The following is a 14,459-nucleotide window of genomic DNA, read 5'->3' as shown; positions in this document are numbered from 1 at the left end:
TGCATTTCACAAATATAACGTCTGCCATTCAAATCAAATTAGTAGGTCCTGACCCTGAGCAAACAGGGTGTTTGAATGTCGATGCGCCAGAACGGGGCAATCGCATTCAACAGGCATTTCTTAAAAACCGAATATGACAGAACAAGGGCGCGAAACCATCGCGCCCTTGTTCAAATTCATCAAATTGTCGTGTGGTCGCAAAACCAGGCAGCAAAGCTTAGAAGATATCTTCCAGCCAGCCCTTCTGTTTGCGTTCGATCACAGGGGTATCGGCACCACCGGAAACATTGTCGCCCAAGGCCTGCTGATCGCGGATACGCTTGGCCTCGGCCGCCGGGTCAACCACGGATCCGAATTCCGGCTGGTCCTGCCAGAACAGAAGATCGTCAACCACACCTTCGCTTTCGGAAATAAAGATCGAGGTTTCACGATCCACCACGTTGCGGATTTCCGGATCGGCATATTGCGCGCCAGACGCCGACAGAAGGGCAACCTGGCCTTTACTGCGTGTGCCTTCGGTGATGTCACGCTTGACCTGATTGGGGTCATCGCCCACCAGAATGCGACGCGCCTGATCGGTGGTCGAACCGGTCTGCGGACGCGGGGCGCCCGGATCGGGGACACGCAGGGTAAAATCAGGCGGCAGGCTGAGCGGGGCGCGCGAGACAACGGCGAACTCGTCCGGGGACTGCTTGTTCAGGCCAAAGGTTTCGCGTGTTGATTCACAACCGGAAACGCCAAGCGCAAGTCCGCCCAGCAATGCAATTTTGAAAATATGGGTCGTCAGTTTCCGGGCCATGTGCGCCTCATTACCACGTCTGAACCGGGCTTTGCGGCCCGGCGAAAATTCATCAGGTAGATTTTTTACCGCCAAAAAGGGAATCGATCAACAGTAGCGCGGCACCAACCGTGATTGCGCTATCGGCAATATTGAATACCGGCCAGTGATAGCCCGCAACATGCAGATCAATGAAGTCGGTCACAGCCCCATGACGCAAGCGATCCACCAGATTGCCAACCGCCCCGCCAATGATCATCGCCAGCGCAAAACGCAGCATGGAATCGCGCGTGCGCCACATCCAGATGCCAAAGCCAATGGTGATGGCCGCCGTCACCGCGATCATGACCCAGGGTGCCTGCCCCTGAAACAGGCCGAACGAAACGCCCGGGTTCCAAGCCAGAACAAAGTTCATGAATGGCGTGACTTCGATCTTGCGAAACGGGGCTGAGAGTTCGTCAATCGCCAGCGCCTTGGTCCACTGGTCGACACCAAACACGATTGCAATGACGATCAGACCAAACACAAAGGCACGATGTTTCATCAACACTCTTTCTGACTTGCCGGGATGTGCCCTGCCAACTGGCAGGGCTTAGCCCGAACGCCACCTTATTCGGCGGCAATTCCCATTTCATCAACGGCATCCGCACAGCGGTTGCAAACGGTTTTATGTTCGGCGTGGCTTCCGACTTCCGGCAGGGTCTGCCAGCAGCGTTCGCATTTTTCACCGTCGGCCAAGGCCGGTACAACGCCCACACCCGAAACATCTTCAAGGGTATAGGCCCCTTCAGGTGCATCACCCGTGATCAGTTCGATGTCAGATGTAATGGCGATTTCGGCAAGATTAAGGCCGTTAAGCGCTTCGACATATTCGGCATCGGCATAAACCTTTGGTGCGGCATCAAGGCTTGCGCCGATGCGTTTTTCCGCACGTTCGAGTTCAAGCGCACCGGTAACAACACGGCGCAGCTTGCGGATTTTCGCCCACTTTTCAGCCAGCGCATCGTCTTTCCAGCCATCAGAAACCGTATTGAAGGTTTCCGCATGAACCGAGCTTTCGGCCCCATACCGTGCACGCCATGCTTCATCAGCGGTGAAGCACAGAACCGGCGCCAACCAGCGCACAAGGCAATCGAATACGCGATCCATGACGGTCCGGGCCGCACGGCGGCGCAGACTGCTGGGCGCATCGCAATAAAGCGCGTCCTTGCGGATATCGAGATAGAAGGCCGACATATCCAGCGCGCAGAAATTATGCAGCTCGATAAACATTGAGTGGAAATCGTAATCTGCGGTCGTCTTGCGCACCATGTCGTCAAGGTGGCTCAGACGATGCAGAACCCAACGCTCGAGTTCCGGCAGCTCATTGTCCGCAACTTTTTCTTCTTCGCTGAACTCGGCAAGGTTGCCCAGCAGGAAGCGCAGCGTGTTGCGCAAACGACGATAGATGTCGGAATGGCGCTGAATGATTTCATGGCTAATACGCAGATCATCATGATAATCCGAGCTGACCACCCACAGACGCAGGATATCTGCACCAAGCTTGTTGATCACATCGTTCGGTGCAATCACGTTGCCCAGCGACTTGGACATCTTGCGGCCTTCGCCATCAAGCACGAAGCCATGAGTCAGAACCGCTTCATACGGTGCACGACCACGGGTCCCGCAAGATTCAAGCAGCGAGCTGTGGAACCAGCCGCGATGCTGATCCGAACCTTCGAGGTACAAATCAGCCGGCCATTTCAGGTCTTGACGTTCTTCAAGCACGAAGGCGTGGGTCGAACCGGAATCAAACCAGACATCAAGAACGTCGGTGACCTGTTCGAAATCATCGGCGTTATATTTGTCGCCGAGGAAATACTGCGCATCGCGGGTGAACCAGGCATCGGCCCCTTCTTCGCAGAAGGCGTCATAGACACGATCAAGGACTTCCTGATCACGCAGCGGCTGACGGGTGCTTTTTTCGATGAACACCGTGATCGGCACGCCCCATGCGCGCTGACGCGAAACGCACCAGTCCGGGCGGTTGGCGATCATGGAATGCAGGCGGTTGCGACCGGCTTCCGGCACGAAGCGGGTGTTATCAATTGCGTTCAACGCCTTTTCACGCAGGTCGTTGTCCTGCATGGAAATGAACCACTGCGGCGTGGTGCGATAGATCACCGGCGCCTTCGAACGCCAGGAGCACGGATAGGAGTGCTTGAGACGGCCACGTGACAGCAGCGCGCCAACTTCGATCAGCTTGGCAATGACCGCTTCGTTCGCACCGGCTTCCTTGCCGTTTTCATCATAGATGCGTTCACCGGCAAATAGCGGCACGGTCTGATAATAGGCACCGTCGCCATCGACCATTTCCGGCACTTCCAGACCATATTTCAGACCGGTCTGGTAATCGTCCGGGCCGTGGGTCGGGGCGGTATGGACAAAGCCGGTACCGGTATCGGTCGTGACATAATCAGCAGCCAGAAGTGGCACATCAAACTCATAGCCCAGCCCGCGGAACGGATGTGCGCTAAGGGTGCCTTCAAGTTCGGACCCCTTAAAGGTGCCGACAACCTTGTGGCCGGTGACACGGCCGTTCTTGCACAGGTCTTCCAGAAGATCGGTACAAACCGCCATCTTCTCGCCAACCTTGGCCCATGCTTCTTCGGCGGTTTCGGTGACTTCGATGACGGAATATTCGATGTCTTCGCCATACGAAATTGCACGGTTGCCCGGAATGGTCCAGGGGGTCGTGGTCCAGATGACGATGGTCGCATCTTTCAGCAGATCAACCTTGGTCTCGGTGACCGGGAAGCGGACATAGATCGTTTTGGAGGTATGGTCGTGATATTCGACTTCGGCCTCGGCAAGGGCTGTTTTTTCGACCACCGACCACATGACCGGTTTCGAGCCCATATAGAGCGAACCGTTCATCAGGAACTTACCAAGTTCACGCGCGATCGAGGCTTCTGCCTTGAAATCCATGGTGACATAGGGATTGTCCCAGTCGCCCATTACGCCAAGGCGTTTGAATTCTTCGCGCTGAACATCAAGCCATTTCTGGGCGAACTCGCGGCATTCCTTGCGGAATTCGGCAATCGGAACATCGTCCTTGTTCTTGCCCTTGGCGCGATACTGTTCTTCGATCTTCCATTCGATCGGAAGGCCGTGACAATCCCAACCCGGAACGTAAACAGCGTTCTTGCCCAGCATCTGCTGGGACCGGGTGATGACGTCTTTGAGGATTTTGTTCAGCGCATGACCAATATGGAGATGGCCGTTCGCATACGGAGGGCCATCATGGACGACAAACATTTCACGATCGGCCGAAATACCGCGAATTTTGCCGTAGAGGTCCTCGCTTTTCCACTGCTCAAGCAGGGTGGGCTCCATCTTTGGCAAACCCGCCCGCATCGGAAAATCGGTCTTGGGCAGGATAACGGTTTTCTTGTATTCGACACTCATCGTGACGGTCCTGTCGTCTTGAACAAATTAAAAGGGCGAACCCCCGGAGATCTCGCGAACGCCAATCTTGCGAAAAGCGCGCGGATCATAGCGGGTTCATCAACAAATTCAAATCTTGCCGAGAATATCCTTGGCAGCGATTACATCTGCCGCGATCTGGGCCTTCAGGGCATCAAGCCCATCGAACTTCTGTTCCCCACGGATAAAGCCGTGCAGGCGCACGCGAACCCGTCGGTCATAGATGTCCTGATCAAAGTCAAAAAGGTGTGCTTCAAGCCCGGCTTCGTCATCGCCGCCAAAGCTTGGCCGCACGCCGATATTGGCGACTCCGGGCACCCAGCGTTCCACAGTCGTATCATCATTTTCCGAAATCAGGCCAAGCTCGACGGCATAGACACCAAATTTCGGACGCAGATGATTGCCCAGGGCAACATTGGCGGTCGGGAAGCCAATCGTGCGACCACGCGCATCGCCATGGGCCACGACACCGCCAATTTCCCAAGGCCGACCGAGCAAATGTTTGGCATCTTCGGGGCGTCCATCACGCAGCGCCTGCCGGATCGCCGTTGAGGAATAGACAACGCCGTTATCATGGGTCACAGCGGTCACCGCCGTTACACCAAATCCGGATTTTTCCCCGATAGCACGCAGTAATTCGACATCGCCTGCCCGGCCCTTGCCAAAACAGAAATCCCAGCCGACCACGACATGCTTGGCACCAAGTCCGCTGACCAGAACCCGTTCAATGAATTCCTCGGCGGTCATGGCGGCGAAATCGCGATTGAATTCGACCTCATAGAACAGGTCGATATCAATGCTGCCAGCCGCGGTTTCGCGGTCCTCGGCCGAGGTCAGGCGAAACGGCGGGTCATCGGCACGAAACAGCATGCGCGGATGAGGTTCAAAGGTCAGGATGGCAAGCGGCGCACCGAGATCGCGGGCAATCGCGCGGGCCTGATCCAGAAGCGTTTGATGCCCCAGATGCAAACCATCGAAATTGCCGATCGCCACAACGGCGCCGCGCGCATCATCGGTCAGGTTCTCAAAAGATCGAAAAACGCGCATTCGCGCCGGTCTCTCTTTGCTGCGTTCCATGCCTGCCGACCTATTATCGGCAAATCCAGCAGGCAGCTATATAGGGCGCGAGGCCAAAGCGTAAAGACTTTTCCGACAAAAAAGCAGGGTTTGCCACCTCTGCCTGTCTTAGCTGCGCGACGGCACCATCACTGTTGCCTCGCCCGAGATCACGCAACGATCCCCGACATAGCAATTGGTTTCCAGAATGGCGCGTTTCTTTTCAGGCATGGTTTCACGAACCGTCACGCGTGCGGTGACGGTATCGCCAATCCGGACCGGTGCCTTGAACTGCAAATTCTGGGACAGGTAAATCGTGCCCGGCCCTGGCAGGCGAGTACCAAGAACGGTGGAAATAAAGCCGGCGGAAAGCATGCCATGGGCAATGCGGCCTTCAAACATCGTGGTTTCGGCGTAATCCTGATTAAGGTGCACCGGATTGGTATCGCCGGTTATGCCGGCAAACATCACAATGTCGGTTTCGGTGACTGTCTTGCCATAACTTGCTGACAAGCCGATCTCGAGATCTTCGAAATACAGCCCGTGAAGTCCGTCGCGTTCGTTCATTTCCTGGGAACCCTTTGCCTGTTGCGCACTCGCTTACACTGCAGATGTCGCGCTTATGATTATTTTGCAATGCAATATTTGTAATTTTATTGCGCATTTTTTGAAATGGGCAATGCCTATTTCGTCGAATGGCCGATTGTCATGCGGTTGAAATTGTCGGAAACGGCGACATATCTGACATACCCACCTAAAATCAGACTAAAATAATTCAAAAAATCAAACCGTTAGGAAACGCTCCACATGAACAATACAATCGCCGACACCTATGAAATTGCCATGGGTCGCTGGAGCCGCCGCCTGTCGCGGAGTTTTCTTGATTTTGTTGCTGCGCCGTCCTGCGGGGCGCTGATTGATGTCGGGTGTGGCACCGGCAGCCTGACGCTGGCCGCGGCAAACCGTTATCCGGATGCAAGGATTGTCGGCATTGACCTGATCCCGGATTATTTGACTGACACCCTGCGCCAAGAAGCGAAAAACATAGACCTCAAGACCGGCGATGCATCTGCCCTGCCGTTTGACGACAACAGTTTTGATACCGCCTGTTCGCAGTTGTTGATCAATGATCTGGAAGACCCGAAACAGGCGCTTGGCGAAATGGTGCGCGTGACCAAGCCTGATGGCCGGGTGGCCGCATCGGTCTGGGACCGTTCAGGCGGGTTGATGTTTATCCGCCTGTTTCTTGATGCCGCCGCCATTCTGGCCGGGTTGGAGGGCGAAAAACTCCGTGAGGAGATTTTTGACGTCCCCTACAAGGACGAAGACGATCTTTATGATCTTTGGTCGGATGCCGGATTGCGCGATATCGACACAACAACGCTTGCCGTGCGCATGGATTTCATCGATTTCGATGATTACTGGCAGTCGCTGATGGGCGCACACAGCCTGATCCGGAATTTCTTTAACCGACAATATGCCGACATGGCCCATGAAATTCAGCAGGCGACACGACTGGCTTATCTTGGCGGCAAGACCGATGGGCGCCGATCATTGGTGGCATCCGCCATGGCGGTCAGTGGGGTGGTTCCGGCGTAATCAGCGACGCCCGAACGGCATCCATAAAACACCCAGCAAGCTTTGACTGTCCTTGTCGCGGAATTCTTCAAGGCCGATTTGCATGTCGTGATCATTGACCTTGGTGTGGTCAATGTAACTGACAAACAGGCGATCCCAGACTGACAGGATATTGCCATAGTTGCTGTTGGTTTCGCGCATCACACTGGAATGGTGTACCCGGTGCATGTCAGGGGTTACAATCAACTTGCGCAAGGCACGATCCAGGCTTTTGTGCAGGTGCACATTGCCATGATTAAACAGGGCAAAGCCGCTCAGCATGCTTTCATACACCACCACCGCCCAGGGATCGGCCCCGATCATGAGAACGAAGAAGGATTTATAAAGCGCGGATGCGACGATCTCGAACGGGTGAAAGCGCACAGCCGTCGAAACATCAAATTCGGTATCGCAGTGATGCACCCGATGAAACCGCCAAAAGACCGGCACGATATGGGTCAGGCGATGCTGCCAGTAAACCGCACAATCCAGAACGACGATTGTCACAAGCCCCGCCAGAACGCCCGGCAGCCCAACAAGGTTATTCAGCCCCAGACCATTTGCCTGCGCCCAGATGGCGGTCGCAATCATCGCCGCCCCGATTGTGAAGCGTGCAAGCGCGGCACTGAGCAACAACAGGCCGAAATTGGTCAGCCAGCGCATGGGTCGACGCACCGCTTCCTTGGGGCGATAGGGTGCGACCGCCTCCCACAAGGCCATTACCGCCAGAATGGCGGCAAAGATTGCCAACCGAAATAATCCGCTTTGATCCATTTCATCCTGCCTTGCGTGATGAGATCGGGTTCATACCTGTCATCTTGAAGTGATAACGGATATCGCAACATACAAACAATGTCTTGCACGTCGCGGTCTGATCACCTTTATGTTAGAGAAAGGCGATTCACACTGAAACGCCACCGTGCCGTGACCAAATTCGATAACAGGGGGCCTCATGCCAGAACGATCAGGATCTATTCGGACACTCTTTCTTTCGGTGTTCGCGACCCTGTCCTTTGGCAGTATCGCCCATGCAGATGGCCCGCCATTTGATCTTCCGGTCGATTGTGCCGGCAATACCTGTGACATCGTGCATTACGTCGATCATGATCCGGGCCCGCAAATTCGTGATTACGCCTGCGGCACCACGACATATGACGGCCATCGCGGCACGGATTTCGCCATCCCGGATGAGGCCACCATGCTTGACGGTGTCTCTGTGCGCGCCATTGCCGGTGGTACGGTCAGAGCCCTTCGTGAAGGGGTCGAGGATATCGACTCTGGTCGCGTTTCATCCAGCAGCCTCGAAGGCATTGAATGCGGGAACGGCATCCTGATTGATCATGATGACGGCTGGCAAAGCCAGTATTGCCACCTGCGCCGCAGCTGGGTTGCGGTCAAACAGGGGGACCGGGTCAGCCGTGGGCAGGTTATTGGTCGCATCGGCATTTCCGGCCAGGCCACCTTCCCGCACCTGCATTTCAACCTGCGCAAGGATGGCGAGCTTGTTGATCCGTTCAGCGGCACCACCATGGGCGCCAGCACGCCCAATGACTGCAATGTTGAAAATGCTGCTCTTTGGTCGACGGGGGCCCGCGCCCAGCTGAGCTATAACGAGATCACGCTTTATGGCCACGGATTTTCAATGGCGCGCCCGACTGCGTCCGACCTTAAACGCGGCTATGGCAAGGATCAGGAACTGCCAAGCACGAGCCCGGGTCTTTATTTCTGGGCCTATCTGATCGGTGCCAATGATGGTGATGTCATCCGCATGAGCCTGCAAACGCCAGATGGCAAGGGCGGCCACCGCGACTTTGCGATCGATCTGCCCAATGATGCCGGCCCGCGGGCAAAGTGGTTCTTTATCAATATGGATCGCCCCGGAAGCAACTGGCCTGCCGGGACCTATCACGGCGAGATTACCTTTACCCGGGGTGACAGCACCCCGCGCATGATCGGTGAAAGCGACGTCGTCATTCGCTAGGCACCCGCAATGACGCATCCGGATCGACTTGCGATATCCCGGCGGGGTATCGTAAGTGCAAGCGGAAAGCGCAAAGCCATCTTTGCCCTAAATCCGATTTGGGTTGCTTCGCGTACAAAGGCCGAATTAAAATTACACCAGTAAAATGTGATAGTATTTGAAACTATTACATAAATTTTGAAATCGGCGCGTTGATGTACAGAATTTATGACTGCCTTGCCCACCAGCACGATATCGTTCTGGTCATTGTTGCCCTTCTGATCGGACTGGGCGGCATTCATACCGCATTCAATCTGTACGCGCGGGCCTGCATCGGGCGTCTTCGGCAGAAAATCGCCTGGTTGTTCCTGACCGGTGTGGTCACCGGTGGCGGGATCTGGGCAACGCATTTTATTGCGATGCTGTCCTATGACCCGGTTTTGCCGGTCGGGTATGAGCCGGTTCTGACCGCCGCTTCGCTTGGCATTGCGATTGTCGCAACCACCATCGGTTTTGCAATTGCATCGGTTGGTGGACCGCATCTTATCCTGTCGCGGATTGTCGGCGGGCTTGTTGTCGGGCTTGGCATTTCGGCCATGCACTTTACCGGCATGTCAGCCATCAGCCTACCCGGTGTCATCAGCTGGCACATGGATATTGTCATTGCAGCCATCCTGATGGGGGCAGTGTTCGGAATGGTATCCCTTTGGCTGGCACGCTCGGCGCAAACGGCGCGCCAGAAGCTTCTGGGCAAGGCAAACCTGACCATTGCGGTTGCGACCATGCATTTCAGCGCAATGGGCGCATTGGTGATTACCCCTGATCCAACCGTTCCGGTCCCGGCCCAGCTTATTTCCCAGGAATATCTTGCGGTTGGTGTGGCCGTTGTTGCGGTCATTCTGATTGCGATCGGCTTTGTCACAGCCCTTGTTGATCGCCAGCTTCGCGATCATGTCAGCAACCGCATGCGCATTCTGGGGGATTCCGCGATCGAGGCGCTTGTCCTGACCCAGAATGGCCGGGTAATTGACGCCAATGACAGCTTCCTGAAACTAGGGGGTGTCAGCCGTGGCGACATCCTTGATCAGGATTTCATCGCCGAATGGCTTGCCGATACGCCGCCGGCGTTTAAGTCGGGAGAGGTCAGCTATGTCGAGACAAACCTGTCCTGGACCAACAACAGCGAAATACCGGTTGAAGTTGTCCGCCGTGAAATTCCCGCCGATGAAATATCCGATGCGACGGTGATCTATGGTCTGCGTGATCTGCGCGAACGCTATGCCGCCGAACATCATATCCGCTTCCTTGCCGAACATGATTCCCTGACCAAGCTTTTGAACCGGACAACCTTCAATGACCGCCTGAGCGAGGCATTAAAGGAATCCGACGAGACCGGTACGCCGGCGACAGTGATGTGTATCGATTTCGATCACTTCAAGGAGCTTAATGACAGCTTCGGGCATATTGCCGGCGACCATGCGCTGCGCGAACTGGGCGAACGTCTTTCCAAGCTGTTTGCAGACGATGTCATCATCGCACGCGTGGGTGGTGATGAATTCGTCGCCCTGCTCCATCACCAAACGCGTTCGGACATGGATGGTGTGATCGCACGGTCGCGCGAAGTCGCACAGCAGATCCTTGATTGCGTTGCCATCCCGATCTTTATCAACACCGAACACCGCGCAAAGCTGTCTGCCAGCATTGGCATCGCCCATTACCCGACGGACGGTAATGACGCTGAAAGCATCCTGTTCCACGCCGATCTTGCCATGTACCGGGTCAAGCAATCGGGCGGCAATGATCTGGTATTCTATTCGCCGGAAATGGATGAAGAATACCGCTTCAAGCGCCAGCTTTCCTCGAACCTGCGCAATGCCATGGAAAACGGCCAACTGGAACTGCATTACCAGCCGCAATGCGATACCGGCGGGAAGGTGATCAATTCATTCGAAGCCTTGCTGCGCTGGACCGATCCGGAAATGGGATCCATTCCGCCAGGTCGTTTCATCCCGATTGCCGAGGAAACCGGCCTGATCGTGCCGCTGGGTGAATGGGTACTGAGGACCGCCTGCCAGGAAGCCGCCCGCTGGAAAAACCCGCTGGGCACCGGGGTGAACCTGTCGGCCGTGCAACTTCAAAAACATGAACTGCCGGAACTGGTGGCTGAAATCCTGAGTGAAACCGGGTTGGACCCGAAACGTCTTGAGCTGGAAGTCACCGAAACAGCGCTTATTCATAATCCGGCGCGCTCGATGAAGATCCTGTCTGACATCAAAAGACTTGGTGTGCGGATTGCCATGGATGATTTCGGCACCGGCTATTCATCGCTCGCGACCTTGCAGAACTTCCCGGTCGACCGAATCAAGATCGATCAGTCCTTTATCAAGAAGCTGATCAGCAACGACCAGGCCATCGCGATCGTTCGTGCCGTGATTAATCTCGGCCGTGACCTTCATCTTGATGTCATTGCCGAAGGGGTTGAAACTGACGAGCAGGCAACCTTCCTGACCGATCATGATTGCCGCTCTGTTCAGGGTTACAAATACGGTCATCCCAAACCGATCATCGATTACTGGCACGTCGTCAATCCAACAGAACCCGCGGAAACCCCGACGAATCGGGGACGTGGATTCGAAACGGTTTGATAAACGGACGGCACATGGCCGCGGAATGCCATCAGCAAATCCGACCCGTGGGAATTTGTGACAAAATAACGATCAAAAACGTGACCTTTTCCATGAGGTTGAAAGTTTTTTGACGTTTTTTGACTCACAGCACTTGTAACTCGCCCTTTTGCCTGCCTATATTTGGACTGTGCTGAGACCTGCACATTGCCACTACCTGTCAGAAGACGGAGTAAACATGATGAATAAGCGCAAAGCCGTTGCAATCGCCATTGCCCGTGAACAGCAGATCGCCCGTTCGATGGAAATCCTGTTCGCCGGTACCATTCTTGCCGTGATCGCATCGCTTCTGGTTCTCTGATCCAGCCTTCGCTTTCATCATTTGCGTCCCCTTTCAAACCGACCGGTTTTGAAAAGACCCTTCTTTAAATAGCTTCATGACACATCACAGCATTGTTTCAGTCATCATTGCGCGAATTATCAGCCCGGTTGTCTAAGGACGCCGGGACGTATCTGTTCGCCTTTTTGATGCACTGAATATCTGTGAGCATTGTCATGACCGATCATGCATTTGCTGCGTCCACCCACGACGCACATACCCAAAAATCCGTTTACTGTTTTTCCGTTCACGCCGCTGCCGAACCGGACGTGATGCCGCGCGTTCTGGAACTGTTTGCCAAACGCAACCTTGTTCTGGCCAGTTGGCATTCCACCGTTGCCGACGGGCTGCGGGGTTACGAAGAATTGCAGATCGATATCCAGGTCCAGCAACTTGAAACCAAGGTCGCTGAACATATCGCCCGCTGCCTGCGCCAGATCATCCACGTCAATACGGTTCTGACCTCGGAAAAGGGCTATTCAAACTCCGCACTTAGCGCGTAGGCTGTCCGGGCACGTGGCGCTGCAGCAAATCGCAGCGCCCTTGCCGACAGGAGTTCCGAATTGGCCTATCTTGATCACATCCACGCGTGCAACAACGCCAATCTGTCGCGCTATGCCCGCTTTCGCATTGGCAATCTTCCGGTCGGGGCGATCCGGTCAGAATTTGCCACCGCCCTGACCGGGCTGGGCGACAGCTTTATCCGCGATGAAAACGGCGAATATGGTTTTGGACCACAGATCAAAACCATCGATCAGCGCAACCAGACACTGATCGACGCGACCGAGGCCCTGTGCAAACAGGGTGTGATCAAGCGCCTTCACGGCGAGAAGTTTGATATCCGCAATCGCCTTGCCGATGATCCGCTCTGTCAGCTGGATCGGTTTGCCATGCCCTATTTCGGCTGCCGGTCCTGGGGTGTGCATATGAACGGCATTGTTCGTAAGGCCGATGGCATTCACATGTGGATCGCCAAACGCGCACAGGACAAACCTACCTATCCCGGCATGCTCGACAATATGGTGGCTGGCGGCCAACCGACCGGGCTTGACTTTCGCGAAAACATGATCAAGGAATGCGCCGAAGAAGCCGGCATTCCGGCGAGCTTGGCCGAAAACGTCATCGCGATCGGCACTGTATCCTATCTGTATGAAACCGCCGAAGGCCTGAAGCCCGACATCATGGTCAATTTCGATCTGGAATTGCCCGAAGACTTTGTCCCGCACTGCGCTGATGGTGAGGTCGAACGGTTTGACCTTCTACCCATCTCCGAGGTGGCCGAGATGGTCCGCACCGGCTTTGATTTCAAGTTCAACTGCGCGCTGGTGGTGATTGATTTCCTGATCCGCCATGGGTATCTGAGCGCGGATAACGAGCCGTCTTACGGCGAACTTGTCACCGGCCTGCACCGGAGTCTTGAGCCATAAGCCCCACCCCGTCGCTTCATGATCACGGCAAACAAAAAGGCACCAGCCCGACCGGGTGGTGCCATCTGTTTCTCGACCATCGACCTTGCGGTTTACTGACGCGGCGTGTTCGGCCCGCCCATCAGGGCACCAACCGCCATGACGGTCAGTTTGGCACGAAGATCGGGATCAAGCTTATCAAGATCGCCTTGCTTGTTGCGCAGTGCCTTGACCGCCTCGGCAATCAGTTCCTGACGGCGTTCGTCCTCGGGCGTTGAGATTTTGCTTTTCTTTTTGGCAAGCTTGGCATCGGCCGCATTCAGCGCCTTCATGATTTCGGTATGCGGGGCGTCGGCCTGTTCGGTCAGGGTTTCGGCAAGGGCAAGCGCGCGGGCTTCTTCAAGCGACATGCCCTCGTCCTGATGAGCAAGGGCGCGATCTTCGATGCGGCGCGCCTGACGTGCCTGTGCGGCAGTCTTTTCCGCCGTCGCACTGTCGCGCACATGAAGGGATTGTGCGTCATTATATGCCTGAATCGCATCCCGGCCTTTTTTGCCGACAAAGACGCGCATCAGCGTTTCCTTGAGCAATCCCATACATTCATCCCTTGATTAAACATCCCGTCTTGGGGTGCAACTATTATGCATCATTATGCGCCCAAAGAGTTTCGAAAACATTGCCCCGGTTTGAGGCGGATTTTATCAACGTTCTAAATATGTTGTGCAACCCGGCCTTCTTCAACTGCCAAAATATAGTCAATCAGCGCTTCGCAATCGCTTGTCTGCAGATGTTCAAGATCACAGACAAAATCGACATTGCCTGCGGCCGGATCATCGGCATGGCCAACAATGCCGACTTTGACATATGCAGCATCAAGCGCATCAAGTGATGAAATCAGATCGGCAACACTGACCCGATCTTCGGACGTCAGGGATGTTCTGATCAGAACGAGCATATCCGCATCACAATCAATCACCTGCCGGGCAATGGATTGCGCATCGGAATGACGCGGGGCGACATCCACATCAAACCCGCCATCGGCAAACAGGGTTGCGACATGTTTGTCGTGCTTTTCTTCGACGGAGGATGCGGTTGCCAGCAGAAGCCGCGGGTGGCGGCCTTCCATTTCGGCAAATTTGGCCAGACTGCTCGCAAGTTGAGGAGACGTCATGTT

Annotated in this window: 14 protein-coding genes; 6 read left to right on the top strand and 8 right to left on the bottom strand. The window is 55.1% G+C overall.

Annotation, left to right across the window (positions count from 1 at the left end; genetic code table 11):
- Window positions 1-217: 217 nt before the first annotated feature.
- From ACXAF0_RS16945 to ACXAF0_RS16925, 5 genes are all read right to left on the bottom strand, one after another.
- Window positions 218-799: a DUF3035 domain-containing protein gene (locus ACXAF0_RS16945; protein ID WP_475347010.1), complete on the bottom strand. Its 582-nt coding sequence runs from the start codon at window positions 797-799 to the stop codon at window positions 218-220.
- Window positions 800-851: 52 nt separating this feature from the next.
- Entirely contained in the window at window positions 852-1,322 is a 471-nt protein-coding gene (gene lspA / locus ACXAF0_RS16940) for a signal peptidase II (protein ID WP_475347009.1), read from the bottom strand.
- A gap of 65 nt (window positions 1,323-1,387) precedes the next feature.
- A complete protein-coding gene (ileS, locus tag ACXAF0_RS16935; protein ID WP_475347008.1) occupies window positions 1,388-4,225 on the bottom strand; it encodes an isoleucine--tRNA ligase in 2,838 nt (945 codons plus the stop codon).
- A 108-nt stretch (window positions 4,226-4,333) separates the two neighbouring features.
- Window positions 4,334-5,290: a bifunctional riboflavin kinase/FAD synthetase gene (locus ACXAF0_RS16930; RefSeq protein ID WP_475347007.1), complete on the bottom strand. Its 957-nt coding sequence runs from the start codon at window positions 5,288-5,290 to the stop codon at window positions 4,334-4,336.
- A gap of 138 nt (window positions 5,291-5,428) precedes the next feature.
- Entirely contained in the window at window positions 5,429-5,866 is a 438-nt protein-coding gene (locus ACXAF0_RS16925; protein WP_475347006.1) for a MaoC family dehydratase, read from the bottom strand.
- A gap of 240 nt (window positions 5,867-6,106) precedes the next feature.
- Here ACXAF0_RS16925 and ACXAF0_RS16920 point away from each other — a divergent pair, with 240 nt between their 5' ends.
- Window positions 6,107-6,898, top strand: a complete 792-nt coding sequence (locus ACXAF0_RS16920; RefSeq protein ID WP_475347005.1) for a class I SAM-dependent methyltransferase — start codon at window positions 6,107-6,109, stop codon at window positions 6,896-6,898.
- On the opposite strand, the gene ACXAF0_RS16915 is transcribed toward ACXAF0_RS16920, so the two are convergent.
- Window positions 6,899-7,666 carry a sterol desaturase family protein gene (locus tag ACXAF0_RS16915; RefSeq protein WP_475347004.1) on the bottom strand — a complete coding sequence of 256 codons (768 nt, stop codon included), beginning with the start codon at window positions 7,664-7,666 and terminating at the stop codon, window positions 6,899-6,901. It lies immediately after the preceding gene.
- 202 nt (window positions 7,667-7,868) lie between these two features.
- Here ACXAF0_RS16915 and ACXAF0_RS16910 point away from each other — a divergent pair, with 202 nt between their 5' ends.
- The 5 genes from ACXAF0_RS16910 to ACXAF0_RS16890 all read left to right on the top strand — a co-directional run bounded on the left by ACXAF0_RS16910 (window position 7,869) and on the right by ACXAF0_RS16890 (window position 13,306).
- Window positions 7,869-8,897 (top strand): M23 family metallopeptidase, encoded by a 1,029-nt coding sequence (locus ACXAF0_RS16910; protein ID WP_475347003.1) that lies wholly within the window; start codon window positions 7,869-7,871, stop codon window positions 8,895-8,897.
- 194 nt (window positions 8,898-9,091) lie between these two features.
- On the top strand, window positions 9,092-11,521 hold the full coding sequence (locus ACXAF0_RS16905) for a putative bifunctional diguanylate cyclase/phosphodiesterase (RefSeq protein WP_475347002.1): 2,430 nt from the start codon (window positions 9,092-9,094) through the stop codon (window positions 11,519-11,521).
- A 217-nt stretch (window positions 11,522-11,738) separates the two neighbouring features.
- Window positions 11,739-11,861, top strand: a complete 123-nt coding sequence (locus ACXAF0_RS16900; protein ID WP_417828577.1) for a hypothetical protein — start codon at window positions 11,739-11,741, stop codon at window positions 11,859-11,861.
- A gap of 194 nt (window positions 11,862-12,055) precedes the next feature.
- Window positions 12,056-12,382: a hypothetical protein gene (locus tag ACXAF0_RS16895; RefSeq protein ID WP_475347001.1), complete on the top strand. Its 327-nt coding sequence runs from the start codon at window positions 12,056-12,058 to the stop codon at window positions 12,380-12,382.
- Between the two features lie 60 nt (window positions 12,383-12,442).
- Window positions 12,443-13,306: an NUDIX hydrolase gene (locus tag ACXAF0_RS16890; RefSeq protein ID WP_475347000.1), complete on the top strand. Its 864-nt coding sequence runs from the start codon at window positions 12,443-12,445 to the stop codon at window positions 13,304-13,306.
- A gap of 92 nt (window positions 13,307-13,398) precedes the next feature.
- Here ACXAF0_RS16890 and ACXAF0_RS16885 read toward each other — a convergent pair whose 3' ends face one another.
- Together ACXAF0_RS16885 and ACXAF0_RS16880 are read right to left on the bottom strand one after the other, a co-directional pair.
- On the bottom strand, window positions 13,399-13,881 hold the full coding sequence (locus ACXAF0_RS16885) for a hypothetical protein (RefSeq protein ID WP_475346999.1): 483 nt from the start codon (window positions 13,879-13,881) through the stop codon (window positions 13,399-13,401).
- 113 nt (window positions 13,882-13,994) lie between these two features.
- Window positions 13,995-14,456 carry a methylmalonyl-CoA mutase gene (locus ACXAF0_RS16880; protein WP_475346998.1) on the bottom strand — a complete coding sequence of 154 codons (462 nt, stop codon included), beginning with the start codon at window positions 14,454-14,456 and terminating at the stop codon, window positions 13,995-13,997.
- Window positions 14,457-14,459 lie beyond the last annotated feature (3 nt).

Source organism: Thalassospira sp. ABD4_177 (assembly GCF_056160125.1).
This window is presented reverse-complemented; position numbering and strand designations above follow the sequence as displayed.

Bases quoted from the DNA above. Each gene is read 5' to 3' on its own strand.
- ileS (WP_475347008.1), bottom strand. From the start codon at position 4,225: ATGAGTGTCGAATACAAGAAAACCGTTATCCTGCCCAAGACCGATTTT.
- ACXAF0_RS16920 (WP_475347005.1), top strand. From the start codon at position 6,107: ATGAACAATACAATCGCCGACACCTATGAAATTGCCATGGGTCGCTGG.
- ACXAF0_RS16885 (WP_475346999.1), bottom strand. From the start codon at position 13,881: ATGGGATTGCTCAAGGAAACGCTGATGCGCGTCTTTGTCGGCAAAAAA.
- ACXAF0_RS16900 (WP_417828577.1), top strand. From the start codon at position 11,739: ATGATGAATAAGCGCAAAGCCGTTGCAATCGCCATTGCCCGTGAACAG.
- ACXAF0_RS16895 (WP_475347001.1), top strand. From the start codon at position 12,056: ATGACCGATCATGCATTTGCTGCGTCCACCCACGACGCACATACCCAA.
- lspA (WP_475347009.1), bottom strand. From the start codon at position 1,322: ATGAAACATCGTGCCTTTGTGTTTGGTCTGATCGTCATTGCAATCGTG.
- ACXAF0_RS16880 (WP_475346998.1), bottom strand. From the start codon at position 14,456: ATGACGTCTCCTCAACTTGCGAGCAGTCTGGCCAAATTTGCCGAAATG.
- ACXAF0_RS16930 (WP_475347007.1), bottom strand. From the start codon at position 5,290: ATGCGCGTTTTTCGATCTTTTGAGAACCTGACCGATGATGCGCGCGGC.
- ACXAF0_RS16945 (WP_475347010.1), bottom strand. From the start codon at position 799: ATGGCCCGGAAACTGACGACCCATATTTTCAAAATTGCATTGCTGGGC.
- ACXAF0_RS16905 (WP_475347002.1), top strand. From the start codon at position 9,092: ATGTACAGAATTTATGACTGCCTTGCCCACCAGCACGATATCGTTCTG.
- ACXAF0_RS16925 (WP_475347006.1), bottom strand. From the start codon at position 5,866: ATGAACGAACGCGACGGACTTCACGGGCTGTATTTCGAAGATCTCGAG.
- ACXAF0_RS16910 (WP_475347003.1), top strand. From the start codon at position 7,869: ATGCCAGAACGATCAGGATCTATTCGGACACTCTTTCTTTCGGTGTTC.